At 66.7% G+C, this 26,399-nt stretch carries 21 protein-coding genes and 1 tRNA gene; 6 read left to right on the top strand and 16 right to left on the bottom strand.

All coding sequences use genetic code 11. The features are described from left to right. Nucleotides 1-105 precede the first annotated feature (105 nt). Nucleotides 106-279: a hypothetical protein gene (locus tag EHF44_RS28340; RefSeq protein WP_172966054.1), complete on the top strand. Its 174-nt coding sequence runs from the start codon at nucleotides 106-108 to the stop codon at nucleotides 277-279. 109 nt (nucleotides 280-388) lie between these two features. Here the strand turns inward: EHF44_RS28340 and EHF44_RS12680 are convergent, their stop codons facing one another. From EHF44_RS12680 to EHF44_RS12645, 8 genes are all read right to left on the bottom strand, one after another. Continuing rightward, on the bottom strand, nucleotides 389-814 hold the full coding sequence (locus tag EHF44_RS12680) for a cupin domain-containing protein (RefSeq protein WP_124684059.1): 426 nt from the start codon (nucleotides 812-814) through the stop codon (nucleotides 389-391). A 79-nt stretch (nucleotides 815-893) separates the two neighbouring features. Then, the gene (locus EHF44_RS12675) at nucleotides 894-1,667 is read right to left on the bottom strand and encodes an AraC family transcriptional regulator (RefSeq protein WP_172966053.1); all 774 of its coding nucleotides are present in this window, start codon (nucleotides 1,665-1,667) and stop codon (nucleotides 894-896) included. Nucleotides 1,668-1,846: 179 nt separating this feature from the next. Beyond that, nucleotides 1,847-1,922, bottom strand: a tRNA-His gene (locus tag EHF44_RS12670). Nucleotides 1,923-2,043: 121 nt separating this feature from the next. Further along, complete coding sequence (locus EHF44_RS12665) at nucleotides 2,044-2,304, bottom strand: hypothetical protein (RefSeq protein ID WP_124684057.1); 261 nt, start codon at nucleotides 2,302-2,304, stop codon at nucleotides 2,044-2,046. A 745-nt stretch (nucleotides 2,305-3,049) separates the two neighbouring features. After that, a complete protein-coding gene (gene dusA, locus EHF44_RS12660) occupies nucleotides 3,050-4,054 on the bottom strand; it encodes a tRNA dihydrouridine(20/20a) synthase DusA (protein ID WP_124684056.1) in 1,005 nt (334 codons plus the stop codon). Nucleotides 4,055-4,483: 429 nt separating this feature from the next. Then, on the bottom strand, nucleotides 4,484-5,044 hold the full coding sequence (locus EHF44_RS12655) for an NADPH-dependent FMN reductase (protein WP_124684055.1): 561 nt from the start codon (nucleotides 5,042-5,044) through the stop codon (nucleotides 4,484-4,486). A 134-nt stretch (nucleotides 5,045-5,178) separates the two neighbouring features. After that, entirely contained in the window at nucleotides 5,179-6,261 is a 1,083-nt protein-coding gene (locus EHF44_RS12650) for an enoyl-CoA hydratase/isomerase family protein (RefSeq protein WP_124684054.1), read from the bottom strand. A gap of 124 nt (nucleotides 6,262-6,385) precedes the next feature. Further along, complete coding sequence (locus EHF44_RS12645) at nucleotides 6,386-7,954, bottom strand: methyl-accepting chemotaxis protein (protein WP_124684053.1); 1,569 nt, start codon at nucleotides 7,952-7,954, stop codon at nucleotides 6,386-6,388. Nucleotides 7,955-8,165: 211 nt separating this feature from the next. On the opposite strand from EHF44_RS12645, the gene EHF44_RS12640 reads away from it, so the two are divergent. After that, on the top strand, nucleotides 8,166-9,074 hold the full coding sequence (locus tag EHF44_RS12640; RefSeq protein ID WP_124684052.1) for a sterol desaturase family protein: 909 nt from the start codon (nucleotides 8,166-8,168) through the stop codon (nucleotides 9,072-9,074). Between the two features lie 52 nt (nucleotides 9,075-9,126). Here the strand turns inward: EHF44_RS12640 and typA are convergent, their stop codons facing one another. Continuing rightward, nucleotides 9,127-10,947 (bottom strand): translational GTPase TypA, encoded by a 1,821-nt coding sequence (typA, locus tag EHF44_RS12635; RefSeq protein ID WP_124684051.1) that lies wholly within the window; start codon nucleotides 10,945-10,947, stop codon nucleotides 9,127-9,129. Nucleotides 10,948-11,141: 194 nt separating this feature from the next. On the opposite strand from typA, the gene EHF44_RS12630 reads away from it, so the two are divergent. The 4 genes from EHF44_RS12630 (at nucleotide 11,142) to EHF44_RS12615 (ending at nucleotide 16,215) form a co-directional block, all read left to right on the top strand. Beyond that, entirely contained in the window at nucleotides 11,142-11,657 is a 516-nt protein-coding gene (locus EHF44_RS12630) for a MarR family winged helix-turn-helix transcriptional regulator (RefSeq protein WP_124684050.1), read from the top strand. A 90-nt stretch (nucleotides 11,658-11,747) separates the two neighbouring features. After that, nucleotides 11,748-13,277, top strand: a complete 1,530-nt coding sequence (locus EHF44_RS12625; protein ID WP_124684049.1) for an efflux transporter outer membrane subunit — start codon at nucleotides 11,748-11,750, stop codon at nucleotides 13,275-13,277. Nucleotides 13,278-13,339: 62 nt separating this feature from the next. Then, nucleotides 13,340-14,581, top strand: coding sequence for an HlyD family secretion protein (locus EHF44_RS12620; protein ID WP_124684048.1), 1,242 nt, complete (start codon nucleotides 13,340-13,342; stop codon nucleotides 14,579-14,581). A gap of 26 nt (nucleotides 14,582-14,607) precedes the next feature. After that, entirely contained in the window at nucleotides 14,608-16,215 is a 1,608-nt protein-coding gene (locus EHF44_RS12615) for a DHA2 family efflux MFS transporter permease subunit (protein ID WP_124684047.1), read from the top strand. A gap of 193 nt (nucleotides 16,216-16,408) precedes the next feature. On the opposite strand, the gene truB is transcribed toward EHF44_RS12615, so the two are convergent. From truB to scpB, 7 genes are all read right to left on the bottom strand, one after another. Further along, the gene (gene truB, locus EHF44_RS12610) at nucleotides 16,409-17,347 is read right to left on the bottom strand and encodes a tRNA pseudouridine(55) synthase TruB (RefSeq protein ID WP_124684046.1); all 939 of its coding nucleotides are present in this window, start codon (nucleotides 17,345-17,347) and stop codon (nucleotides 16,409-16,411) included. A gap of 61 nt (nucleotides 17,348-17,408) precedes the next feature. Next, complete coding sequence (gene rbfA / locus EHF44_RS12605; protein ID WP_124684045.1) at nucleotides 17,409-17,780, bottom strand: 30S ribosome-binding factor RbfA; 372 nt, start codon at nucleotides 17,778-17,780, stop codon at nucleotides 17,409-17,411. Nucleotides 17,781-17,843: 63 nt separating this feature from the next. Continuing rightward, nucleotides 17,844-20,786: a translation initiation factor IF-2 gene (gene infB / locus EHF44_RS12600; RefSeq protein ID WP_124684044.1), complete on the bottom strand. Its 2,943-nt coding sequence runs from the start codon at nucleotides 20,784-20,786 to the stop codon at nucleotides 17,844-17,846. A gap of 86 nt (nucleotides 20,787-20,872) precedes the next feature. Next, a complete protein-coding gene (gene nusA / locus EHF44_RS12595) occupies nucleotides 20,873-22,348 on the bottom strand; it encodes a transcription termination factor NusA (RefSeq protein ID WP_124684043.1) in 1,476 nt (491 codons plus the stop codon). Next, on the bottom strand, nucleotides 22,345-22,833 hold the full coding sequence (gene rimP, locus EHF44_RS12590; RefSeq protein WP_124684042.1) for a ribosome maturation factor RimP: 489 nt from the start codon (nucleotides 22,831-22,833) through the stop codon (nucleotides 22,345-22,347). Before rimP ends, nusA begins: the two co-directional genes overlap by 4 nt. A gap of 328 nt (nucleotides 22,834-23,161) precedes the next feature. Beyond that, nucleotides 23,162-25,057, bottom strand: coding sequence for a 23S rRNA pseudouridine(2605) synthase RluB (gene rluB / locus EHF44_RS12585; RefSeq protein ID WP_124684041.1), 1,896 nt, complete (start codon nucleotides 25,055-25,057; stop codon nucleotides 23,162-23,164). Between the two features lie 28 nt (nucleotides 25,058-25,085). Beyond that, nucleotides 25,086-25,979: an SMC-Scp complex subunit ScpB gene (gene scpB, locus EHF44_RS12580; RefSeq protein WP_124684040.1), complete on the bottom strand. Its 894-nt coding sequence runs from the start codon at nucleotides 25,977-25,979 to the stop codon at nucleotides 25,086-25,088. Nucleotides 25,980-26,399: the final 420 nt, after the last annotated feature.

The following is a 26,399-nucleotide window of genomic DNA, read 5'->3' as shown; positions in this document are numbered from 1 at the left end:
CACGGCCGTCTGCCCGGGTCACCCGCTTTGCCTTGCCCATGCCGCCCCGTCCTTGCTGGACGACGGGTGCGGACCACTGCTGACCGCAAATTACGAGGTGCTGCCATGCTGCAATCGAATCCCATCGCTTCCCGCCGCCCGGTCAAACCGGTACCGTTCCGCCAGATCAAGGGCGTGCGCGTCTACCAGGGCGCCCAGCGCCGCACGATGGTCGGCAATATGGCCGCCATCTGCCGCATGCTGGAATTGGCCGAGCCAAGCGCCAAATCGTTCGAGTGAACCGGTTCGACTGAACCCTACACGTCCCCGTACTCCTGTCGCATTGGCGTGATGCGCACCCCCGGCCTTGTCGAACCCCGTCGGCGGCCGGTTTTTTCTTTGGAGCGTTTCAGATCCACTGGTCATTCTGGACCGTACGCTCGCTCGTCGCGCCGTCGCCGGTGTTCACCACGCCACGCGGCTCGATCAGCAGCATCCGCACTTCCTCCGCCGCGCAAGGCTTGTGCTCGACGCCCTTCGGCACCACACCCATCTGTCCGGCGCGCAGGACGATAACCTGCTCGCCTCCGGGAGCCGACCGCAGCTCGATGCGTAGCTCGCCGTCGAGCACGATGAAGGTTTCGTCCGTATCGGCATGCCGATGCCAGTCGAAGTCGCCTTTGACCTTCACCACCTTGAACTGGTAGTCGTTCATTTCCGCAACGACGCGCGGCTGCCAGTGCCCGTCGATCAGGGCAATCTTGTCGAGAAGGTCAATCGTCTGGCACTGACCGCGGCCGGCAGGCGCGACATGGGGCGTCGAGGGCGTGGACATCGTTTTCTCCGTTCAAAGGTTGACGTGCCCCAGCTTACGCGGGGCACTGGCCACCGTCTTGAACGATCGTGGGTGCTTGTCAGCGCCGGGCGCCGGCGCCGGCGACCTGCAGCCAGCGCGCCGGCGTCAGGCCGAACGTCTTCGAGAAATGGCGCGTCATATGGCTCTGGTCGGCAAAACCGGCCCCGGCCGCCGCATCGGCCAGCGAGGTGCCTGCCAGCAGCAGCCGGCGCACCGTGTCGAGCCGGCGCATGGTCAGGTAGCGGTAGGGGCTGGTGCCGTAGAAGGTGCGGAAATCGTGCGACAGGCTCCAGCGGTCGCGGCCCGTCGCGGTTTCGAGTTCGTCCAGCGTCACCACGCGCGTCTGATTTGCCTGCAGATAGTCGCGCGCCAGGCTTGCCGCGTGGAAGTTGCCCCCTGACCGACGCGCGGGCGTGCCGGCAACGGCCGCCAAGGCATGCGCCAGTTCTGCGAGCGCGTCGCATTGTTCCAGCGGTTCGAGCGGGCAGCCGACATGCTGGAGCAACGTGGCGGTCGCGGCCGCCAGCCGCGGGTCGGTCGTTACCCCGCCCTCCAGGAACGGCAGCGCCTGGCCGCCGAGCACCTCTTGAAAAAGCGCGGGCTCGACGTAGATCATCCGGTATCGGAAACCTTCCTCCGTGCCGGCTTGGCCATCGTGAATCTCGTCCGGATGCAGCACGATGGTATTGCCGGGCAGGCTGTCCCGCCGCGCGCGCCGGTAGCTGAAACTCTGCACGCCAGCAAGCGTGCGCCCGATGGCATAGGTGTCATGGCGATGCATCGCATACGCCTTGCCCCGAAACCACGCCTCGATGCGCTCCACGCCTTCCATCGGCACGGCGCGTTGCACCCAGTCAGTCGTCAAGGGTCGTGCTTGTCGGATCATCTGCCGGGCTCCACCACGAACAGCAGCCAGTGAACCACAGGTCGCGGGAGTCCGTCGATGGCTTCGCCCGACGCAGAAAACAAAAAAGCCGCTTTTGTAAGCGGCTGATTTGCAAAGATATTCTTTGGGGTGGCTGACGGGACTCGAACCCGCGACAACAGGAATCACAATCCTGGACTCTACCAACTGAGCTACAGCCACCGTAGAGATTGCTTGCTGAGCGATGTGTCGATCAGCGAAGACCAAGACTATACAAGGATTCTCGGCAGATGGCTAGTATTCCGCACAAATAATTTCGTACTGCCCGGTGCGTGGGATCGCTTCAACGGGGGCCGACCCACTTCGCTTCCAGCAGGACCGCTTCCTTGATGGCGGCGATCGTGTCGGCCTCGGTCGGAAACAGTCCGAGCAGGCGTTTCGATTTTCCGTTCAGGACGTCCCGCTGCAATGCCTTGCCGGCCTCGATGGTCGTGCCGGGATGCCAGCAATACCGGGCTGTCCACTTGCCGTCCTGCAACTGCTCCGCTACCCAGATGACCCGATAGTCTTCGAAGACTTCACCGAACGGTTCTTCCGCTTCCATTTTGTTTCCTTCGGGCTTGTTTCGGTCTTGGCCCCGACTCAGGCCTCGGCATCGACAAACCCTCCTGCTTAACCCCTGCTTGGCGCCGTCCCTTTCGGCACGGCCTGCCTATGCGTATGCCGACTGTCGCGGCATTTTCGAGCGCATCCTAACATGACCCCGGCGTCGCTCGACTTAAAATCATGGCACCTCGGCACAGTTGCTGGCGCGATCTGAATGTTGGTCAAAAGCGCAGAGGCCGCCCCACCAACGCGGGGTTTTGTCGCGGAGACGACTATCGGATACTCGTTCGCGAGGGACATTGACCCCCTCGAACATTCCCGACAGGCGATCTCCCGACGAGTTCGCCTGCTTTTTTTTGGGGACGCACATAAAAAAAGAGCCCGCCGAGGCGGACTCTTAAATTAGCGATCTCAATGCCCTGAAGGCCCATTCAATGTAATGCCCGAATCGGCCGATCACCATCCGGGCAAACCCACGGGTGTGTGTGTCACCGCTGCGACAGCCGAAAAAAAGCCCGCGCACGGCGGGCTCAAAAATCAGTTGAAGAAAGCCCTGTATTCGAGGGCAGGCACAGTGTAAGAACATGGCCCGCTTTGGGCGAATTAGGGGAATCCCTTTGCTGGTGCGGGTTTCCGGCCACATGCCTACCCGCAAACGCTGCTGGGGCATACATTTGCGGCTTCGGCACAGCACGATCGTTCGAATTTAGAGCTTTTCCTCCAGCGCGGGAATCGTCGCTCGCTTACGCCGCGTCCTGCATCTCGGGACGCAAGTGCGAGCGGGCTTCGACGAAAAGCGCCTCGACCGCCGCGCGCGCGCGGGCGCCATGCATGCGGCGCGCATCCGACAAGACCCGGCGCCATCCGCGGCCGCCGTAGACGCCGCGATGCAGGCCCAGCATATGGCGCGTCGCGGCGCCCATATAACCGCCCTGCTCCACCAGATTGCCAATGTAGGCTTGCATGGCCAGCTCGGCGTCTTCCCGTGTCGGCACAGGCGCCGTCGAGCCATAAAATCGCTGGTCCATTTCGGACAGGATATAGGGATCGTGATATGCCTGACGGCCGATCATCACACCATCCACATGACGCAAATGCGTTTCCATTTCGTCGTACGACACGATTCCGCCATTAATCAGGATTTCCAGATCCGGGAATTCCTGTTTCAGGCGATATGCCACTTCATAACGCAGCGGCGGGATTTCCCGATTTTCCTTCGGGCTTAATCCTTTCAGAATCGCGTTGCGCGCATGCACGATAAACGTGCCGCAACCTGCCCCAGCCACCGTCCCGACAAAATCGCGGACAAAATCGTAATGCTCGACCGTGTCGATGCCGATCCGGTGCTTGACCGTCACCGGCACCGCCACGGCGTCGCGCATCGCCTTGACGCAGTCGGCCACCAGTTGCGGCTCCGCCATCAGGCACGCGCCGAACGCGCCGCGCTGGACGCGCTCCGACGGACACCCACAGTTGAGATTGATCTCCTGATAGCCCCACTGCTCCCCAAGCTTGGCGGCACGGGCGAGGTCTTCGGGCTCGCTGCCGCCCAGTTGCAGGGCGACCGGCTGCTCCGCAGCGTCGAAATCGAGGTGCCGCGCGACATCGCCATGCAGCAGCGCGCCCGTCGTCACCATCTCGGTATAGAGCCAGGTATGCTGGCTCAGCGAGCGGTGGAACGTGCGGCAATGCCGGTCAGTCCAGTCCATCATGGGGGCAACCGAAATGCGGCGCGGATTCACAGTCATGGGTACGGTGACGAGGGCGCCCCGCCAGGGCGGCAAAAGCCGCCAGACAACCGGGACGCCGCGAAACTAGGGCAACCCGCAAGTATACGCGAGTTACCCATTTTCAGCGTTGGGCCCGGCGCCACCGATGCGCCACCCCCGCTACGGTTCGCGGCATAAAGAAAGGCGCCCGAAGGCGCCTTTCCGTGGCGTTGGCCACACGCACATCAGTGCATGAACAGCCAGATCAGGATCAGTACAAAGGCCGGTACGCCAAGCAGCCAGGCTAGGATGTAGGGCATGATGTTTCCTCCTTTCTATATGTCGCGTTCATGCGTTCAATATAGAAATGAGCGCCCCGCAGCGGTGTCAGGTCCGCCCCGCTTCGCTTTGTAGGACGGGGCTGACCACTGATGAATCAGGAGCGCCGGGCCTGGCCATTTCTTGCCGCTACTTGGCGGCGTTGCGCTCGATCCAGGTGGCGAACGTGGCCATGTACTTGCTTAAAAAGCCGCGTGTCGAGTCGTTGGCGATGCCGCCCTTCTCGTCGAACAGCTTGTCGACGCCGCTGATATAGGCTTCCGGCTGCTGCAGCACCGGGATGTTCAGGAACACCAGCGACTGGCGCAGGTGATGGTTGGCGCCAAAGCCGCCGATGTTGCCCGGCGATGCGCTGATCACGCCACCCGGCTTGCCGTCCCACGCGCTCTGGCCGTACGGGCGCGAGCCGATGTCGATGGCGTTCTTCAGCACCCCAGGCACCGAGCGGTTGTACTCGGGCGTGACGAACAGCACGGCATCGGCGCGGCGGATGCGGTCGCGGAACGCCACCCACTCGGCGGGCGGGTTGGCGTCGTCGTCCTGGTTGTAGTGCGACAACTGGCCGATCCCAACCACTTCGAGCTTCAACTGCGACGGGGCCAGCTCGGCCAGGGCCTTGGCCAGTTTCAGGTTCAGGGAATCCTTGCGCAGGCTTCCCACCAGTACGGCGACATCACGAGGATTGCTCATTACGGTTCCTTTCGCTGTTCACACGGTTCACACGGTTCAGACGGCTTCACACGTTCGCAGGGCAGCGCAGGCCGGCCAGGCGGCCCGCCAGCCCAGCCGCCACTCTACTCGACTTGGATGACCGCCGCAGACGGCTAGCCTTGCAGCCCGGCCAGCGGGTGTTCCTCCTTGCGCCACTTGCTGTCGAAGAAGGCCCGCACCCGGGCCGGCGTCACCGCGTCCAGCCGGGCCGGGTTCCATCTGGGCTGGTGGTCCTTGTCGATCGCGAGCGCGCGGATGCCCTCGATGCCGTCGCCATGGCGGAACACGTCGTACATCATGTCCAGCTCCATCCGCAGTTCGTCTTCGAGCGACATCGTGCGCGCCCGGCGAATCTGCTCCAGCGTGACGCAGAGCATCAGCGGCGATCGGCTGCGCAGCGTGGCGGCGGTCTGGGCGGCCCAGTCGCCCTCCGCGTCGCTGACCGCCTGCACGATCTGCTCGACGGTCGGCGCGGCGAACAGCCGGTCGATCTGGTCCGCATGGCGCGCCAGCGCACTCTCCGCCGGCGCACAGCCCTGCGCGTGCCCGTCCGTGAACGTGGCGATGTGGGCCAGCACCGCGTCGCCGCTCTCGAATGACCGGGTCTGCAGCGACGCCACCAGTTCCGCCAGCGCGTTCGCCGGCAGGTAGGCGTCGGCCAGCTTCGCGTGGAGCGCGTCGGCCGCGTGGATGACCACGCCCGTCAGGCCCAGATACTCGCCAAGCCGCCCCGGCGTGCGCGCCAGGAACCAGCCGCCACCCACGTCGGGGAACAGGCCGATGTTGGTCTCCGGCATGGCCATCTTGGTCCGGTCCGTGACAATGCGCAGCCGCGCGCCCTGCGAAATGCCCATGCCGCCGCCCATGACCACGCCGTCCATCAGCGCGATGTAAGGCTTGGTGTAGCGATGGATCCGGTGGTTGAGCGCGTATTCCTCGACGAAGAACTGGTCGAGCAGCGGATCGCCGGCATGATGGGCCTGGTGGAACCAGCGGATGTCGCCGCCGGCACAGAACGCCTTGCCGCCCGCGCCGGCCACCACCACCGCGTGCACGGCCGGGTCGCTTTCCCAGTCGCGCAGCGCGTCGGTCATCGCGCGAATCATGTCGAGCGACAGTGCATTGAGCGCCTGCGGCCGGTTCAGCGTCAGATAGGCCACCCCGCCCTGCACTGCCGTCGATACAAACTCCGTCATGTCCGTCTCCGTTCCATCTTCGTTCAGGTAGGCGGCAATTTTACGCCAGCCAACTTGCCAGGATTCGATGACGGCCGCTTTTCAGAATCGTCTCAACCGGCTGCGGGCCGGGGCTGGCGCCCGCTTACGCAAGCCGGAATGCCGCCATCAGCCCGGTCAGACGTTGCGCCTGGTCCTCCAGCGATCCGGCCGCGGCGGCGGCCTGCTCCACCAGCGCCGCGTTCTGCTGCGTCATGCCGTCCATGTGCGACACGGCCACGTTGACCTGCTCGATGCCGCGCGACTGCTCGTCGGACGCCGCGCTGATGCCGCCAACGATGTCGCTGACCCGCCGCACCGCGTCCACGATGTCCTGCATGGCCCGCTCCGCGTTGTCCACCAGCGCCGTGCCCTCGCGCACGTTCGACACCGAGGCGCCGATCAGCGCGCGGATTTCCTTCGACGCCGCCGCGCAGCGCTGCGACAGGTCGCGCACATCGCCCGCCACCACCGCGAACCCGCGGCCATGCTCGCCGGCGCGGGCCGCCTCCACGGCGGCGTTCAGCGCCAGGATGTTGGTCTGGAACGCGATCTTCTCGATGACCTCGATGATGTCGACCACCTTGTTGGCGCCGGTGTCGATCTGCTGCATCGTGCTCTGCACACGCGCCACGGCGTCGCTGCCGGTCTCGGCCAGCTTGCGCGCGTCGACGGCCAGCGTGCTGGCCTCGCGGGCGCTGTCGGCGTTGTGGCGGACGGTGCTCGTCAGTTGCTCCATGCTCGACGCGGTCTCTTCCAGCGACGCGGCCTGCTGCTCCGTGCGCTGGGACAAGTCCGTGTTGCCGCTGGCGATCTGCTGGCTCGCGGCGGCGATCGAATCGGCGCCGCTGCGCACCTCGCCCACCATGCCGGCCAGCCGCGCCTGCATGCGGTCCAGCATGCCGAGCATGCGGCTGGTCTCGTTGCGGGCGTGTTCGTCGGCCACGGCATCGGCGTCGCGGGCCGACGACGTGCCCAGATCGCCATCGGCCATGCGCGCAAACCGGGCGATGGCAACGTCGAGCGGGCGGACGATCGACAGCCGCAGGCGCCACGCCACCACCGTGCTGAACACCAGCCCCAGCGCCAGCACGGCCACCGACACCGCCAGCAGCCGGTCATAGCGCTGCTGCGACGCCTGGTACACCGACCTGGCGCTGGCCACCTGCAGGCGGCCCAGTTCGGTGTTCACGGCCGTGAAGGCGATGTCGAGCCTGGGAATCGTCTCCATCACGGCCCGCATCATCGCGTCGCGGTTGCCGGCGTGCAGCGCGGCGATCATCGGCTTCACGCCCTGCTCGAACAGCGCCTGGCGCTTGTCGGACACGTCCTCGGTGGCGCGCGCCTGCTCCGGGCTGCGCGGGATGGCCAGGTACGCCTGCCACGCGGCATTCGACTGGCGCATGAAGTCCTCGGCCGTGGCCGCGCGCGCCTTCGCGTCGGCCGCATCGGTGGCAAAGGCCGCCTGGTCCAGCAGCACGCGCACCAGCAACTGGTTCGAGCGCGCCTCGGCCAGATGCGTGGCCGCCGACAGCTGCTGCTCGTAGATCTGGTGCGTGGCATCGTTGCTGCGCGACATGCCGAACCAGCCAACGCCGCCGACAATCAGCAGCAACAAGTTTGTGACAATCGTCAGGAGCCACAACCGGGCTCCAATCGTAGTGTTGCGAAACATGGGGGCAGTCTCTCCGTGACGTGAAAAACGGCCACTCCTCCATGGCCGTCGCCCCAAAGAACGGCATCGCCGCCGCGGACTTGATGCACTTGCCGTGATGGTCTGTCGTGCGTTTTCGTGATGGTTTGGCGCGGCGTTACGCCGGCGCCACATGGCGCCGTATGGAGGAAATCCTCAGTGCGAATCGGCTGGAAATGTGCACACTGGCGCCATGACGCCCGCCGCGCCCCCGCCCGCCCCCGCCACCGATGCCGCCGGATTCGACCCCGGCCTGATCCTGCTGGCTTTCGCGCCCGTGTTCCTGCTGACCATCGGCTGGGAGGCCTGGTACTGGCGCCGGCGCGACCCGTCCGTCTATAGCTGGCGCGACACACTGTCCAACGCCACGCTCGCGCTGATGCACCAGGCGTCGGACGCGTTCTTCCTCTGGCTGATGATCCGCACGGTCTACACGTGGTGCTACGCCCACGGGCTGCGCGCCGTGCCGGAGACGTGGTGGTCGTTCGCGCTGCTGTTGCTGCTGCAGGACTTTCTGTACTACTGGTTCCACCGCGCCAGCCATCGCGTGCGATGGATGTGGGCGTCGCACGTGGCGCATCACTCGTCGGAAGGGATGAATTTCTCGACCGCGTTCCGGCAGAGCCTGACCTATCCGCTGTCAGGCATGTGGCTGTTCTGGATTCCGCTGGCTTGGATCGGATTTTCGCCAGATTGGGTGATCCTGGCCGTCGGGCTGAACCTCGCGTTCCAGTTCTTCGTCCACACGCGGCTCGGGCAGCGCTGGCCGCGCGTCGAGCGGCTGGTCAACACGCCTAGCGTCCACCGGGTACACCATGCGAAGAATCCGCAGTACATCGACCGCAACTACGCCGGCGTGCTGACGGTCTGGGACCGGCTGTTCGGCACCTTCGTGCCCGAGCAGGCGGCGCCCGAGTACGGCATCACGGGCCAGATCCGCACGCACAACCCGCTGACGCTGACCTTCCAAGAGTGGCGCGAGATGCTTGCCGATGTGTGGCGCGACCGCGATCTCCGCTATCTCTGGAAACCGCCCGAGTGGCGCAGCCCGCGGTGCCGGACAGCCGGCAGCGCCGCGCCACGCGAAGTGGCGGCGGAATAAAAAAACCGCGCCACCCAGGGCGCGGTTCTTTGGCGATTCGGCGATGCGGCGATTACACCGATTCGCGCGACGCACGCTTGCGCTCGTGCTCCTTCAGGTGGCGCTTGCGCAGGCGGATGCTCTTCGGCGTGATTTCCACCAGTTCGTCATCGGCGATGAATTCCACCGCGTATTCGAGCGACATCTGGATCGGCGGCACCAGGCGCACGGCTTCGTCGGTACCCGACGCGCGCACGTTGGTAAGCTGCTTGCCCTTGATCGGGTTCACGACGAGGTCGTTGTCGCGGCTGTGGATGCCGATGATCATGCCCTCGTACAGCGCGTCGCCCGGCTTCACGAACATGCGGCCGCGGTCCTGCAGCTTCCACAGCGCGTAGGCCACGGCATCGCCGTCGTCCTGCGAGATCAGCACGCCGTTGTGGCGCTCGCCCAGGCCGCCTTCGCGCACCGGCGCGTAGTCGTCGAAGATGTGGCTGATCAGGCCCGTGCCGCGCGTCAGCGTCAGGAATTCGCCCTGGAAGCCGATCAGGCCACGCGCCGGAATGCGGTACTCCAGGCGGGTGCGACCCTTGCCGTCCGATGCCATGTCCAGCAGTTCGCCCTTGCGGCGGCCCAGCTCTTCCATCACCGAACCCTGGTGGCCGTCTTCCACGTCCACGGTCAGCAGCTCGTACGGCTCGTGCTTGACGCCGTCGATTTCCTTGAACACCACGCGCGGACGCGACACGGCCAGCTCGTAGCCCTCGCGGCGCATGTTTTCCAGCAGGATGGTCAGGTGCAGTTCGCCACGGCCCGAGACTTCGAAGATGGTGTCGTCGCCGGTATCGGCCACGCGCAGCGCCACGTTCGACTTCAGCTCGCGGTCCAGGCGCTCGCGAAGCTGGCGGCTCGTCACGAACTTGCCTTCGCGGCCGGCCAGCGGCGACGTGTTGACGCAGAAGTTCATCGTCAGCGTCGGCTCGTCCACCTTCAGCATCGGCAGCGCGTCCGGGGCTTCCGGCGCGCACACGGTGCAGCCGATGCCCAGTTCCTCAATGCCGTTGATCAGCACGATGTCGCCGGCTTCCGCCTGCGGCACGATCTCGCGCTCCAGGCCGCTGAACTTCAGCACCTGGTTGATACGGCCCTTGATCGGGTTGCCTTCCGGACCGAACTTGACCACCACGTCCTGCAGCGGCTTGGCACGGCCACGCGAGATGCGGCCCACGCCGATCTTGCCGACGTAGCTGGAGTAGTCCAGCGAGATGATCTGCATCTGCAGCGGGCCGTCCGGATCGTCGTTACGGACCGGCACCTTGGCCAGCACGGTCTCGAACAGCGGCTTCATGTCGCCGTCGCGCACGTCCTCGGTCAGGCCGGCGTAGCCGTTCAGGCCCGATGCGTAGATGACCGGGAAGTCCAGCTGCTCGTCATTGGCGCCCAGCTTGTCGAACAGGTCGAAGGTCTGGTTGATCACCCAGTCCGGACGCGCGCCCGGGCGGTCGATCTTGTTGATCACGACGATCGGCTTCAGGCCCAGCGCCAGTGCCTTGCGCGTCACAAAACGCGTCTGCGGCATCGGACCTTCCACGGCGTCCACCAGCAGCAGCACGCCGTCGACCATCGACAGCACGCGCTCCACCTCGCCGCCAAAGTCGGCGTGGCCCGGGGTATCGACGATGTTGATGTGGGTACCGTTGTATTCGACGGCACAGTTCTTCGCGAGGATCGTGATCCCGCGTTCCTTTTCCAGGTCGTTCGAGTCCATCACGCGTTCAGCAATCTGCTGGTTGTCGCGGAAGGTGCCTGCCTGGCGCAGGAGTTGGTCGACCAGGGTGGTCTTGCCATGATCGACGTGGGCGATGATGGCGATATTACGGATGGCGCGGGTCATTCGGCGTCCCCTGAAGGCGGAGCTATCGGAAAAAATTAACCCGACATTCTAGCATGTTGCAGCGCAGAACACTCTGTCGCTGTTCAGCATAGTCGAGGAATCTCATTGCGGTTTACGCAATAACCAGTTTCGGACCTTGTGCATCACTTCTTGCCTGCTTATATTTGCCCAAGCAAAGATTGCAGTGACAAGAGATGACGTCCACAGCACCCCAACCTTCCGAAGACCTGTTCGATCCGGCCGACTACGAAATCGGCAAGAGCATCGGCTACCTGCTCGGGCGCGCCAAGAACATGCTGTCGCTTGGCGTGGAGCAGGAAGTCAGCGGCCTGGACATGACGCACGCCCAGGCCATCTGCCTGATGATGCTGGCCAAGGGCGAGGCCACCACGGTCACCGACCTGGCGCGCAATCTCTATACCGATGCGGGCTCGGTCACGCGCCTGCTGAGCCGGATGGAAAAGCGCGGCCTGATCGCCCGCACGCGCCGCGACGACGACCGCCGCGTGGTGGACCTGTCGATCACGGCCGAGGGCCACGCGATGGTCGAGCAGCTACCGGCCGCGTTCTGCAACGTGATGCGGCGCCATTTCGACGGCTTCACGCACACCGAGATCGCGGTGCTGCGCGACATGCTGGTGCGCGTCATCGCCAACAGTGGCTGCCCCGGCGCCGACCCCGGCTGCCTGCTCGACCGCAATTCCGGATAGGCGCCGGCACCTCCCCGACACCGAACAAGTATTCCAATCGTCGGCAGCGCCATTCCGGAAACCGCCCGACCGCGCCACAGTTCACACCCTATGACAACCGCTCTCCTTGACACCCCCCGCGCCGCGCCCGGCCCGCTGCATCGCGCAGGCGGCCTGGCCCTGACGCTGCTGGCCGCCGCCGTGCTGGCCGGCTGCGCCGCGCTGGGCGATTCCCACAGCACCCAGACCGTGACGGACCCGGCCACGCTGGCGTCGCCGCAGACGTTTACCAACGACCACGGCCAGTGGCCATCGCAGGACTGGGTCGACCAGTTCCATGATCCGCAGTTGCGCGCGCTGGTCGACGAGGCCATCCAGGGCAATCCGAATCTCCAGGTTGCCTTTGCGCGGCTGGCCGCGTCGCGGGCGATGGCCGACGCCGCGCGCGCCGCGCTGTACCCGGCCGTGGACTTCGAAGGCAGCATCGTGCGCCAGCGCTTCTCGCAGAACGACCTGTTCGAAGGCACGCCGCTGGCTGGCTCGTGGCAGAACCAGTCGCGGCTGCAGCTTGGCCTGTCGTGGGACCTCGACTTCTGGGGCAAGAACCGCGACGCGCTGGAAGCGGCGCTGTCCGAAGACCGCGCGCTGGAAGCCGAAAGCCAGGCCGCGCGGCTGATGCTGACCACATCGGTGGCGCGCGGCTACAACCGGCTGGCCGCGCTCTACGCCCAGCGCGACGTGGCCGAGCGCGCCATCGCCCAGCGCCGCGACCTGACCGACCTGTCGCGCCAGCGGCTGGCGGCCGGCCTGGACACCCAGGTGGAAACCACGCAGGCGCGCGGCACCGTGGCCGCCGCCCAGACCGACCTGCAGCGCGTGGACGAGGAAATCGCGCTGGCCCGCAACCAGATCGCCGCGCTGCTGGGCAAGGGCCCGGACCGCGGGCGCCAGATCGCCCGGCCGACCCTGCTGGCCAACGCCACGCCGCAGTTGCCCGACGACCTGACCATCGGCCTGCTCGGCCGGCGCCCGGACCTCGTGGCCGCCCGCTGGCGCGTGGAGGCGGCGTCGCAGGACGTCACCGTGGCGAAGAAGGAATTCCTGCCCGACCTGACGCTGACCGCGTTTGCCGGCCTGGCGTCGCTGGATACGGCCGACCTGCTGACCGGCGCCAGCCGCACGTTCGGCTTTGGCCCCTCGCTGCGGCTGCCGATCTTCGCGGGCGGCCGCCTGCGCGCCAACCTGCGCGGCAAGTACGCGCAGTACGACATCGCCGCAGCCAGCTACAACCAGGCACTGGTCGATGCGCTGCGCGAGACGGCCGACACGATCACCAGCATCCGCAGCGTCGACCAGCAGATCCAGACCCAGCGCGAGGCGCTGGACCTGGCCGAGCACGCCTACGCGCTGGCCACCACGCGCTACAAGGCCGGCCTGGGCACCCAGCTCACCGTGCTGAACGCCGAGAGCAACGTGCTGCAGCAGCGCCGGCAGGCCACCGACCTGCAGGCGCGCCGGCTGGACCTGCAGATGGGCCTGATGAAGGCCCTGGGCGGCGGCTACGAGGCCCCGGCAGAGCGCCACGGCGGCACCCCCGGCAAGCCGGACGCACCGGCCGCGCCCGCCAGCGCGCAGGGCTGATCCGCCAGTACCTGACCAGACAACAAGACGACATACCGCACGAGATCCAGAGAGATTCCATCATGAGCACCAACCCGCAAGCCGCCGCACCCGCGGCTGACAACAACGGCAAGCGCCGCCGCCTGCTTGTTTCGCTGACCGCCGCCGTGGTGGTGGCCGGCATCGGCTATGGCCTGTACTGGGGCCTGTACGCCCGCCATTTCGAGAACACCGACGACGCCTACGTGGCCGGCAACGTGGTGCAGGTGACGCCGCTGGTTGGCGGCACCGTGGTGTCCATTGCCGCCGACGACACGCAACTGGTGACGGCCGGCCAGCCGCTGATCCAGCTCGACCGCGCCGATACCCAGGTGGCGATGGAGCAGGCCGAGGCCCAGCTGGCGCAGGCCGTGCGCGAGGTGCGCACGCTGTACGTCAACAATGGCTCGCTGTCCGCCCAGGTGGCGCTGCGCGATGCCGACGTGGCCAAGGCGCGCGACGACCTGCGCCGCCGCCAGGCCATCGCCGGCTCGGGCGCCGTGTCGAGCGAGGAAATCGCCCACGCCCAGACCGCGCTGAAGGCCGCCGAATCGGCGCTGGTGGCCGCCCGGGAGCAACTGGCCTCGAACCAGGTGCTGACCGACCAGACCACGGTCGAGAAGCATCCGAACGTGCAGCGCGCCGCCGCCAACCTGCGCTCGGCCTACCTGGCCTTCGCGCGGTCGACCATGCCGGCCCCGGTGACCGGCTACGTCGCCAAGCGCTCGGTGCAGGTGGGCCAGCGCGTGGCCGCCGGCACGCCACTGATGGCCGTGGTGCCGCTGGACCAGGTCTGGGTGGACGCCAACTTCAAGGAAGTGCAGATCACGCACATGCGGATCGGCCAGCCGGTGGAACTGGAAGCCGATGTCTACGGCTCCAAGGTCAAGTACACGGGCCATGTGGTCGGTTTCTCGGCCGGCACCGGCGCGGCGTTCTCGCTGCTGCCGGCGCAGAACGCCACCGGCAACTGGATCAAGGTGGTGCAGCGCCTGCCGGTGCGGATCGCGCTGGATCCGCAGCAACTGAAGGACCATCCGCTGCGCGTGGGGCTGTCGATGAACGTCACGGTCGACGTCCGCAAGGAGGAAGGCGCCTCGCTGGTGTCGGCCAACGCCGCCAAGCCGCTGCAGACCGACGTCTACGACAAGGTGGCGCAGGACGCCGACGCGCTGATCGCCCGCATCATCGCGGTGAACAACGGCGGCCGCCCGCAGGCCCCGGGCGGCATGGCGGGCCCGGCCAGCGCGGCGCGCGCCCCGGCGGCCAAGCCGGCCCATACCTGATCCCCCGCACGACTGGCTGACTGCCCATGGCGAACTCCACCACCGCAACGCCGGGCGACGGCGCGGCTCCGGCCCCGTCGCCGGCCCCCGCGCGCCCCGCCGCGCATCCGCCGCTCACGGGCGGCAAGCTGATACTGGGCACCATCGCGCTGTCGCTGGCCACGTTCATGAACGTGCTCGACTCGTCGATCGCCAACGTATCGATCCCGGCCATCTCCGGCGACCTCGGCGTTTCACCAAACCAGGGCACCTGGGTCATCACGTCGTTCGCGGTGGCCAACGCCATCTCGGTGCCGCTCACGGGCTGGCTGACCACGCGCTTTGGCGCGGTGCGGCTGTTCGTGCTGTCGATCCTGCTGTTCGTGGTGTCGTCCTGGCTCTGCGGCGTGGCGCCCAACCTGGAGACGCTGCTGGCGGCCCGCGTGCTGCAGGGCGCCGTGGCCGGGCCGATGATCCCGCTGTCGCAGGCGTTGCTGCTGGCCAGCTATCCGCCGGCCAAAAGTTCGATGGCGCTGGCGCTATGGGGCATGACCACCCTTGTGGCGCCGATCATGGGGCCGCTGCTCGGCGGCTGGATCTCGGACAACATGACGTGGCCGTGGATCTTCTATATCAATGTGCCGATCGGCATCCTGACGGCCTATGTCACCTGGGCCATCTACCGCGACCGCGAGACGCCCACCCGCACGCTGCCCATCGACCGCATCGGCCTGGCGCTGCTGGTGATCTGGGTCGGGTCGATGCAGCTGATGCTCGACAAGGGCAAGGAACTGGACTGGTTCCACTCGGGCCTGATCGTGGCGCTGACCGTGATCGCCGTGGTGGGATTCCTGTTCTTCCTGGCCTGGGAACTCTACGAAAAGCACCCGATCGTCGACATCCACCTGTTCAAGGGCCGCAACTTCGCGGCGGGCGTGGTGGCCATTTCGGTGGCGTACGGGCTGTTCTTCGGCAACCTCGTGATCCTGCCGCTGTGGCTGCAGACCATCATCGGCTACACGGCGACCGACGCCGGGCTGGTCACGGCGCCGGTGGGCATCTTCGCCATCATCCTGTCGCCGATCATCGGCCGGATCCTGCCGAAGGTGGACGCGCGCTGGGTGGCGACCATGGCGTTCATCACGTTCGGCGCGGTCAGCTTCATGCGCGCCGGCTTCACGACCGGCGTGGACACGCGCGCGCTGGTGATCCCGACCCTGATCCAGGGCGCGGCCATGGCGATGTTCTTCATCCCGCTGACGTCGATCATCCTGTCCGGGCAGCCGCCCGAGAAGATTCCGGCGGCTTCCGGGCTGTCGAACTTCGTGCGGATCACGTTCGGCGCGATTGGCGCGTCTATCTCGACCACGGTCTGGGAAAACCGCTCGGCGCTGCATCACGCCCAGCTGGTGGAGCAGATCAACCCGTACAACCCGGCCTACCAGGCGCAGCTCGACCACCTGATGCAGATGGGCATGTCGAAGATGCAGGCCATCGGCGTCATCGAGCGCAACCTGTCGCAACAGGCGTCGATGCTGGGCGCCAACGACATCTTCTGGATCTCGGGCGTGCTGTTCTTCGTGCTGATCGTGTTCGTCTGGCTGACCAAGCGGGCGCAAGGCGGCGGCGGTGCCGATGCGGCGGGGGCGCATTGAAGGCCGGAGACGGGGGATTTAGCTGCGAGGGATTTGGACGGCGGGGGGGTGTAGCTCCCCTCTCCCGCCGTGCGGGAGAGGGGTTGGGGGTGAGGGCCAGCGGTGGCATTGCCGACACGCCGCAAATTGAACGGCCCGCCCTCTCCCCTGCCCCTCTCCCGCAAGCGGGAGAGGGGAAACCCAGAGAGAACACTCAGATCTTCACCAGTCGTTCGGGCCGCAGGGCTCCCTCGCGCATGCGCGCCACGCCCAGCAGCTTGCCTTCCGCATAGACGCGCGCCAGCGTGCCGTCTTCGGGCACTTCAGCCTCCGGCAGGTCGCGGCGCGCGATGCGCTGGCCTTGCAGGAAGCGCGCCGTCGCGGCGGCGTCCAGGTGCACGGGCGGGCAGCGTTGCAGCAGCGCGTCCACGGGCGCCAGCAGCGCGGGCCGGGCCTCGTCGGGCTGGACGTCGATCTGCTCCAGCGTCACGGCGCCGTCGAGCGTCAGGTCGCCCACGCCGGTCCGGCGCAGCGCCGTCAAGTGCGCGCCGCAGCCCAGCGCCTCGCCGATGTCCTCGGCCAGCGTCCGGATATACGTGCCCTTGCTGCATGTCACGCGCATCGTGAATCGTAAATTCGCCAGATCGACGTCGAGCAGCGTGATCGCATGGATCGTCACCCGCCGCGCGGCGCGTTCGACGGTCTGGCCGGCGCGCGCGTACTCGTAGAGCGGCCGGCCGTCCTTCTTCAGCGCCGAGTACATCGGCGGCACCTGTTCGATCTCGCCGGTAAAGCGCGCCACGGCGGCGTCCAGGGCCGCGCGGTCGCAGGTCACCGGACGCTCGGCCACGATCTCGCCCTCGGCGTCGCCGGTGGTCGTGGTGGCGCCCAGGCGCACCTGGGCTTCGTAGGTCTTGTCGGCGTCGAGCAGGTCCTGCGAGAACTTCGTCGCCTCGCCAAAGCAGAGCGGCAGCAGGCCCGTGGCCAGCGGATCGAGCGTGCCGGTGTGCCCCGCCTTGTTGGCGCGCAGCAGGCGCTTGGCGCGCACCAGCGCGTCGTTGGACGACAGGCGCAGCGGCTTGTCCAGCAGCAGCACCCCATGCACGTCCCGGCGCGGCAGCCGGGGCGGACGGTTGGCTTGGGAATCGGTCATTGCGGAGGGAAAAGAGGGTTGCGGCGCCGGCACCGGGCCGGCTCGCAGGGGAACGCCGGACTTACTCGTCGTCCTTGGCGCGCGTCGAATTCGCTTCGTTGATCAGCTTCGACATCTCGATGGCATGCTCCACCGACGTGTCGTGGTGGAAATGCAGCGTCGGCACGGTATGGATGTGCAGCCGCTTGAACAGCAGCGAGTGCAGGTAGCCGGCCTTTTCCTTGAGGATGGCGGCCGCCACCTCGGGCTCGGCGCCCAGCACCGTGAAGTAGACCTTGGCGTGCGCGTAGTCGGGCGTCAGCGCCACCGACTGCAGCGTCACCAGCCCCAGCCGCGGATCGCGGATCTCGCGCTGGATCATGCCGGCCAGTTCCTTCTGGATCTGGTCAGACAGGCGCAGGTTACGGGAAGAGATATTGCCTTTCTTGGCCATGCAAACTTTTGCTTTGCCGATGTGAAAACGGCAGGCCGGAGCCTGCCGTCTTTGCGTATCGCCTTACAGCGTACGCGCCACCTCGGTGATTTCGTACACCTCGAGCTGGTCGCCTTCCTGAACGTCGTTGAAGTTCTTGATCGACAGACCGCACTCGAAGCCCTGCTTGACTTCCTTGACGTCGTCCTTGAACCGCTTGAGCGAGTCCAGTTCGCCGTCGTGGATCACCACGTTGTTGCGCAGCACGCGGACCAGCGACGTCCGCTTGACCAGGCCGTCGGTGACCATACAGCCGGCCACGGCGCCAACCTTCGGCACGCGGAAGACCTGGCGGACTTCCACCTGGCCGATCGTCGTCTCGCGCTTCTCGGGCGCCAGCATGCCCGACATCGCCGCCTTCACCTCATCCACGGCGTCGTAGATGATGTTGTAGTAGCGGATGTCGATGCCGTTGTGCTCGGCCAGCTTGCGCGCGCCGGCGTCGGCACGCACGTTGAAGCCGATGATGACAGCCTTCGAAGCGGTCGCCAGGTTGACGTCCGATTCCGAGATGCCACCCACGCCGCCGTGCACGATCTGCACGCGCACTTCGGCGGTCGACAGCTTCTGCAGCGACTGCACCAGCGCTTCCTGCGAACCCTGCACGTCGGCCTTGACGATCAGCGGCAGCGACTGCACTTCGCCTTCGGCCATCTGCTCCAGCATCGTTTCCAGCTTGGCCGCCTGCTGCTTGGCCAGCTTCACGTCGCGGAACTTGCCCTGGCGGAACAGCGCGATTTCGCGCGCCTTGCGCTCGTCCGGCAGCACCAGCACTTCCTCGCCGGCGGCGGGCACTTCCGACAGACCCTGGATTTCCACCGGGATCGACGGGCCGGCTTCCTTCGCCGGCTTGCCGTTCTCGTCCAGCATGGCGCGCACGCGGCCGTAGGCACTGCCTGCCAGCACGACGTCGCCACGCTTGAGCGTGCCGCTGCTGACCAGGATCGTCGCGATCGGGCCCTTGCCCTTGTCGAGCTGGGCTTCCACGACGAGACCCTTGGCCGGCGCATCGACCGGCGCCTTCAGTTCCAGCACTTCGGCCTGCAGCGACACCTGCTCCAGCAGGTCATCGATGCCGGCACCGGTCTTGGCGGACACCGGCACGAACGGCGAATCGCCGCCGTATTCTTCCGGCACCACCTGCTCGGCCACCAGTTCCTGCTTGACGCGGTCCGGGTTGGCTTCGGGCTTGTCGACCTTGGTGATGGCCACGACGATCGGCACACCGGCAGCCTTGGCGTGCGCGATGGCTTCCTTGGTCTGCGGCATCACGCCGTCGTCGGCCGCCACCACCAGGATGACGATGTCGGTGGCCTTGGCGCCGCGGGCACGCATGGCCGTGAAGGCCTCGTGACCCGGGGTGTCCAGGAACGTGATCACGCCACGGTCCGTTTCCACGTGATACGCGCCAATGTGCTGCGTAATGCCACCGGCTTCGCCCGCTGCAACCTTGGTGCGGCGGATGTAATCCAGCAGCGACGTCTTGCCGTGGTCGACGTGACCCATCACGGTCACCACCGGCGGACGCGGCAGCAGTTCGGCGTCGGCATGGTCCTCGCCGTCCACCACCAGCAGCGCTTCCGGATCGTCCAGCTTGGCGGCGAACGCCTTGTGGCCCATTTCCTCCACCACGATCATGGCGGTTTCCTGGTCCAGCACTTGGTTGATCGTCACCATCTGGCCGAGCTTCATCATCTGCTTGATGACCTCGGACGCCTTGACGGCCATCTTGTGCGCCAGGTCGGCCACGGAGACGGTTTCCGGCACGTGCACTTCACGCACCACCGGCTCGGTCGGCGCCTGGAAGTTGCTGCGGCCGTCGTCGGCGTGCTGCTTGCCGCCGCGGCCACGCGGGCCACTGCGCCAGCCGCCGGTGCCGCCCGACGAATCGCCGCGCGTCTTCAGACCGCCGCCCTTCTTGCCGCCGCGGTTGTCGTCCTGCCAGCCGCCCTTCGCACCCTTGCCGCCCTTCTTGTCGGCCGTGGTGGTAGTGGTGGTCGCGGCAGGCGCCGTGGTCGTCTTCTTCTCGTCCTTCTTGGCTTCCGTGGTCGCGCCGGCCGGCTTCACCGGCTTGTGCAGCGTGCCGGTCTGCTCGGCCTTCTTTTCCTCGGCCTTGCGCTCCGACGGCGCCTTCAGCACGCGGGCCGGGGCGTTCAGCATCTGCTGGATCGCACGGGCTTCGGCTTCGGCAGCCTCGCGGCGGCGGCGGGCGGCAGCGTCCTGTTCGGCGCGCGCCTTGTCGGCGGCGGCCTTGGCGCTGTCCTGCTCGGCGCGGGCCTTGTCGGCGGCAGCCTTGGCGTCGTCGGCGTTCTTCTGCGCCTGCTGGCGCTCGGCGGCCAGACGGGCCTTGTCTTCCTCGGCCTTCTGGCGCGCGGTTTCCTCGGCGGCCTCGGTGGCTGCGCGCTCGGCGGCGGCTTCCTCGGCGGCCTTCTCGGCCAGCAGTTCGGCCTGGCGGCGCTGTTCGGCCTCCAGGGCTTCCTGCCTGGCGCGGCGCTCGGCTTCCTCGCGCTCGGCGGCCTCGCGGGCGGCCTGGGCCTCGGCTTCCTGGCGGGCCAGGGCCTCGGCCTGCTGGCGGCGCTGTTCGTCGTCGCGGCGCGCCTGTTCGGCGGCCTCGGCGTCGGCAGCGGCGTGGGCGTCGGCGCCGTCATCGTGCGATTCGACTTCGTCGCGCTTGATCAGCACGCGCTTCTTGCGCACCTCGACCTGCACCGTGCGGGTCTTGCCCGTGGAATCCGACTGGCGGATCTCGGACGTTTCTCGCTTGGTCAACGTGATCTTCTTGCGTGCGCTGTCATCGGATTGACCGTGCGACCGCTTGAGATGCTCCAGCAGCCGGGTCTTGTCCGATTCGGTAATGATGTCTTCAGGCTTTGCCTTGCCCACCCCAGCTGCCTGCAATTGTTCCAGCAGTGCAGCAGGGCTGCGGCTCAGTTCTGCGGCCAGTTGGGCAACTGTTGTGCTTGCCATTCAAACCCTTTCAATGCTCGGTTTCTACGTCGGGACAATTCGTATGCGGAAAGCGCGTCCGGGCCGCGTGGGCCCGGACGTGTCCCTCAGTTAAACCAATGTTCCCGTGCCTTCATGATCAGCGTGCGGGCGTCATCCTCGCTCACACCGGCCATCTCGACCAGTTCGTCCACGGCCAGTTCGGCCAGGTCGTCGCGCGTGTGGATATTGCCTTCGGCCAGCTTGCCGATCAGCTCCGGGTTCAGGCCGTCCAGGGATCGCAGGTCCTGCGACACCTCTTCCACCTTTTCTTCCCGGGCCAGTTCCATCGTCAGCAGCGCATCGCGGGCGCGGTTGCGCAGCTCGTTGACGGTGTCCTCGTCGAACGCCTCGATTTCCATCATTTCACTGATGGGCACGTAGGCCACTTCTTCCAGCGTGGAGAAGCCTTCCTCGATCAGGATGTCCGCCACTTCCTCGTCCACGTCCAGCTTGGCCATGAACAGCTTGCGTACCTGCTCGCTTTCCTCGGCCTGCTTCTGCGCGGACTCTTCCTGCGTCATGATGTTGATCTGCCAGCCGGTCAGCTCCGACGCCAGGCGTACGTTCTGACCGCTGCGACCGATGGCGACGGCGAGGTTTTCCTCGTCGACCACCACATCCATGCTGTGCTTCTCTTCGTCGACCACGATCGACTGGACCTGCGCCGGGGCCAGCGCGCCAATCACGAACTGCGCCGGGTCTTCCGACCACAGCACGATGTCCACGGCCTCGCCGCCAATCTCGTTGCGCACGGCGGTGACGCGCGTGCCACGCACGCCCACGCAGGTGCCAATCGGGTCGATACGCTTGTCATGCGCCACCACGGCGATCTTGGCCCGCACGCCCGGGTCGCGGGCGGCCGCCTTGATCTCCAGCAGGCCCTGTTCCATCTCCGGCACTTCGTTCTCGAAGAGCTTGATCAGGAAGTCCGGCGCGGTGCGCGACAGTTCGATCTGCGGGCCGCGCGCGGCGCGGTCCACGTTCAGGATATACGCCCGCACGCGGTCGCCCGTGCGCAGGTTCTCCTTCGGGATGATCTGGTCACGGGCCAGCAGCGCCTCGACCCGGCCCGATTCGACGATCAGACCCTTCTTGTCGGCGCGCTTGACCGTGCCGGTCATGATCTTCTCGCCGCGGTCCAGGTAGTCGTTCAGGATCTGCTCGCGCTCGGCGTCGCGGATGCGCTGCAAAATCACCTGCTTGGCGGCCTGGGCGCCGATCCGGCCGAATTCGACCGATTCGATCTGCTCTTCGATAAAGTCGTCGAGCTGGATGTCGGCACTCTGCTCGCGGGCTTCGAACAGCAGGATCTGCTTGTCCGGCTCCTGCAGGCCCTGTTCGTCGGGGACCACAAGCCAGCGGCGGAACGTTTCGTGCTCACCGGATTCACGGTCGATATGGACGCGGATATCCACGTCCTCCTCGAAGCGCTTCTTGGTGGCCGAGGCCAGAGCTGCCTCCAGCGCACCGAACACCACATCCTTGTCGACGTTCTTCTCGCGCGCTAGCGCATCGACGAGCAACAGAACTTCGCGGCTCATTGCTTGTTCCCTTTTCTTTGATTTCCCTTGAAGTCGATTACCGGCACGAGGCGTGCCTTGTCGACATCGGATATGGCGAATTCCAGCAGTGCCGGGCCATCCTTGCCCTCGAATTCCAGGCCGATCTTCTCGGCCCCGGCCTCGCCCGCGGGTTCGCGCAGGATGCCGACGAAATTCTTCTGGCCATTGACCGGCAGACGCAGCGTGACGCGGGCTTCCTCGCCTGCGAAACGCGCAAAGTCGGCCAGCTTCTTGAGCGGACGGTCCAGGCCGGGCGACGAAACCTCGAGGCGCTCGTAGTCGACGTTCTCGACCATCAGCACGTGCGTGAGCTGTCGGCTGACTTTTTCGCAATCCTCGATGACGATGCCGGTTTCAGGCTGATCGATGTAGACACGCAGAAGTCCGGCGGGGGCTCGCTCAAGATCAACCAGCTCGTAGCCCATGCCGGTAAGGGTGGTTTCGATCAAATCTGCCAGATGCACTGTAATCCCGAATAGTGGCTTTCAATACTTGGCAGACTTCGGACAACACAACGTTCTGAAATCGAGGTTCCGAAACGACCTGTAAGCCCTGCCTGCCCCATCATCCGCGGCCCGGACGCGCCACACCGGGTGACGTTGTCCAGTCGCAAGCACAAACGGGCGAACCAAAAAAAAATGGGCGCAATGCCCATCATTCGCCCATCCTCGCCGAGGATGATACTTTTGAATAGACTTTGATTATACGCGGATGCCGGCTAAAAGGCAAAAGCGAATGGCATTCGCGCCAGATTCGGGCCGGGACGGGGTATCCGAACCGGCCCGCGATCTGTCAGCGGTGACCGCCGCGGCCACCACCACCGCCGCCGCGCGGCCGGCGATTGCCGCCACCAGCCTTGGCGGCCTTGGGCATCACATTGCCGTTGACCTCGCCACCGCTCCGGCGCGGACGGTTGCCGCCGGCGCCAGGATTGCCCAGATTGCCGTTGCGACCGCCGCGGCCGCCACCGGCACCGCCGGCCTTGCCGCCGCCAGCGCCACGCATGCCGCCACCGCCGCCCATGCCGCCGCCGAACTTGGTCGTATGCGACGTCAGCGGCGCCGGCCCCGACGGAATGTAGCCCATCGACGTCTGCATCGGGTCGGGCTGGCCGCGTCCGGCGCTATTGCCGCCACGGTTGCCGCCGGCCTTCTCGAAGCGCGGCAGGCCGTCCATGCCCGTGTGCATCGGCATGCCGGCGATGGCCGCTTCCGTGCGCTGCTTGCGCCCGCCCACCTTGGTGGCGCCCTTGCCACCGGACTGCTCGGCCTTGGCAGGCGCCTTGAGGCCGATATTGGCCATCAGCGTGCGCACTTCCGTGCCTTCCAGCTCCTGCCAGCGGCCACGCTTCAGGCCGCGCGGCAGCAGAAACTGGCCGTAGCGCGTGCGGATCAGGCGCGACACGGTCAGACCGACCGCCTCGAACATCCGACGCACTTCGCGGTTCCGGCCCTCGGTCAGGGCGACGTGGTACCACTGGTTCACGCCCTCCCCGCCGCCGTCGGCGATCCGCAGGAAGTTGGCCTCGCCGTCGTCGAGCTGGATGCCGTGCAGCAGGCGCTGGCGGTCGGCCTCGGCCAGTTCGCCCAGCGTCCGCACCGCATATTCGCGCTCGACGCCGTAGCGCGGATGCATGAAGCGGTTGGCGATATCGCCCGACGTCGTGAAAATCAGCAGCCCTTCGGTGTTGAAGTCCAGCCTGCCCACGGCCACCCACTTGCCGTTCTTGATGCGCGGCAGGTTGTCGAACACCGTCGGACGGCCTTCCGGGTCCGACTGGCTGACGATTTCGCCGGACGGCTTGTGGTACAGCAGCACGCGCGGCGGCTTGGTCGACACCTTGCGGTGGATCAGCTTGCCATTCACGCGGACCTGGTCGGTCGGCAGGATGCGCTGGCCGATGTGGGCCGGCAGCCCGTTCACCGACACGCGGCCCTGCAGGATCAGCTCTTCCATCTCCCGGCGCGATCCCAGGCCGCCTTCGGCCAGCACCTTGTGCAGCTTGGGCGCGTCGTCGTCGGACGTCAGCTCGCGCACCGGCTTGGCCTTGGTGCGCGGCACGATCGTCTCTTCCTCGTCGTACTGCTCGGAAATCACGAAGCGGAACACGTCCTCGCCGCCCGCCGCGGGCTTGGCCGAGGCGCCCTTGCCGGCCGGCCTGGCAGGCTTGTCGCCCTGGCGCGGTTCGCCCCGCGCGCCACCGCCTGCCGCACCCTGGCGGCCTGCGCCAGCCTGGCTCTTGCGCTGGCCGTTGCGATTGCGCTTGCCGGGCTGCTCGGCGGCCGGCTTGCTGTCGCCATCGACCAGGGCGGCCTTGCGTTGCGGCTGCTGGCGGCGCTTGCGCTGGCCCTGACCCGCCGGCTGGGCCGGCTGGCTCTCGCCAGCATCGCCCTGGGCGGCGTCCGGCGCACCGGCTTCGGCCGTCGCCGCGGGCTTGCGGCGACCACGGCCGCGCGGCGCGGCGGGCTGGGCGGCGTTGGCATCGGCCGGCGCAGCGGCGTCAGCCTCCGAACGGCCTGCGTCCCGGTCCTGCCCGGCCTGGCGGCGCGAGGCCACCAGGTTGCGCAGACCGCGACGCAGCCCCTTGCGGCGCGGCGCGCCGTCGGCGTCGTTGCCCGTATCGGGGGCTGCGCCGGTATCGCCCGGCACGTCCGGGCGGCGGACGTCTTGCTCAGCGGAATCAGACAAAGTATTCACTATCGATGTTGCATGTTGTTCAGTTGGACACGCGCTCGTCGTCTTCGGCCGGGAATGGCGAGTCCTCGCCAGCCGGTTCCGAACGCTTGGGGGTCTGCGCTACGGCGGCCCCGGTGTCCACGTGGTAGCCGTTGGCATGTGCCACCGGCGCATCGTCCTGCCCATCCTCCTGGGGCTGCAGGGCGACGCTGGTATCGCTATCCGCCTCGTCGGCGGCGTCTGCCACCGGTCCGGCCTCGGCTTCGGCTTCGGTCACGGGCTCCGGCCCGGCCGCTGCGGCAGCCGCCGGATCGGCGACGGGCGCGGCGAATGCTTCTTCATCGCTGGCCGGCGGGTTGGCCGTGGCGATTTCCTCGAAATCGATCGCCTGCTGGTCCAGCAGGTTGGCCTGGGCCTGAGCCTGGGCGTCCTCCAGCGGCGGCAACTCGTCCAGCGAGCGCAGCCCCAGGTCGTCCAGGAACGCCTTGGTCGTCGCATAGAGCGCCGGGCGGCCCGGCACGTCGCGATGGCCGATGACCTCGATCCAGCCGCGGTCCTCAAGCTTCTTGACCACGTCGGTGCTGACCGTGACGCCGCGGATTTCCTCGATGTCGCCCCGCGTTACCGGCTGGCGGTACGCGATGATGGCCAGGGTTTCCATCACCGCGCGGGAGTACTTGGGCGGTTTTTCCGGGTTCAGCCGGTCCAGGAATTCGCGCATCTCCGGACGGCTCTGGAACCGCCATCCACTGGCCAGCGCAACGAGCTCGACCCCGCGCTGCTGCCAATCCTGCCGGAGCTGTTCCAGCAACACCCGGATGGTGTCGGCGCCGACGTCGTCGGCAAACAGCCGCCGCAGATCGCCAACGCGCAGCGGTTCCTGCGCGCAGATCAGCGCGGTCTCGAGGACGATCTTCGCCTCTTGGGTATTCATGTGATTGCGTGCAGCCTGTCTTTGCACCTGCCCCCGGACGAGTCCCGGGGCACTGGAGATTGCAGATACAGCGAGGCCAGAGCCATCGCCATCTCATCGCGCAGCCAGCTCGCCCGCCTAATGCAGCGCAGCCGTGCACATCATTCCTTGCATCGAATTGCCGGGTCGGTCCGGCAGGAGATCGTCCGGGGCTGGCCAGCTTCTCCAGTCGACGGACCTCTTGCGTCGCGCCTTCTCCCTTCGGGGCGGACATTCGCCTGGGCCACCGGATGGCCAAGACGGCAAGAAAATACCGATATCGGCTCGGGCAACATCGCCCTGGCCGGCGCCACCTTCCCAACCGTCGCCGGCCTTTTAACCAGATCTTTTGAACCGGATGGACTGTAGAGACGTTGCCGGTGCACCGGAGTGGCCGGAAAC

It is taken from the genome of Cupriavidus pauculus (genome assembly GCF_003854935.1).
GTDB classification, from domain to species: domain Bacteria; phylum Pseudomonadota; class Gammaproteobacteria; order Burkholderiales; family Burkholderiaceae; genus Cupriavidus; species Cupriavidus pauculus_C.
Note: the sequence above shows the minus strand (reverse complement) of the source record. Positions and strands in the feature narration are given on the sequence as shown.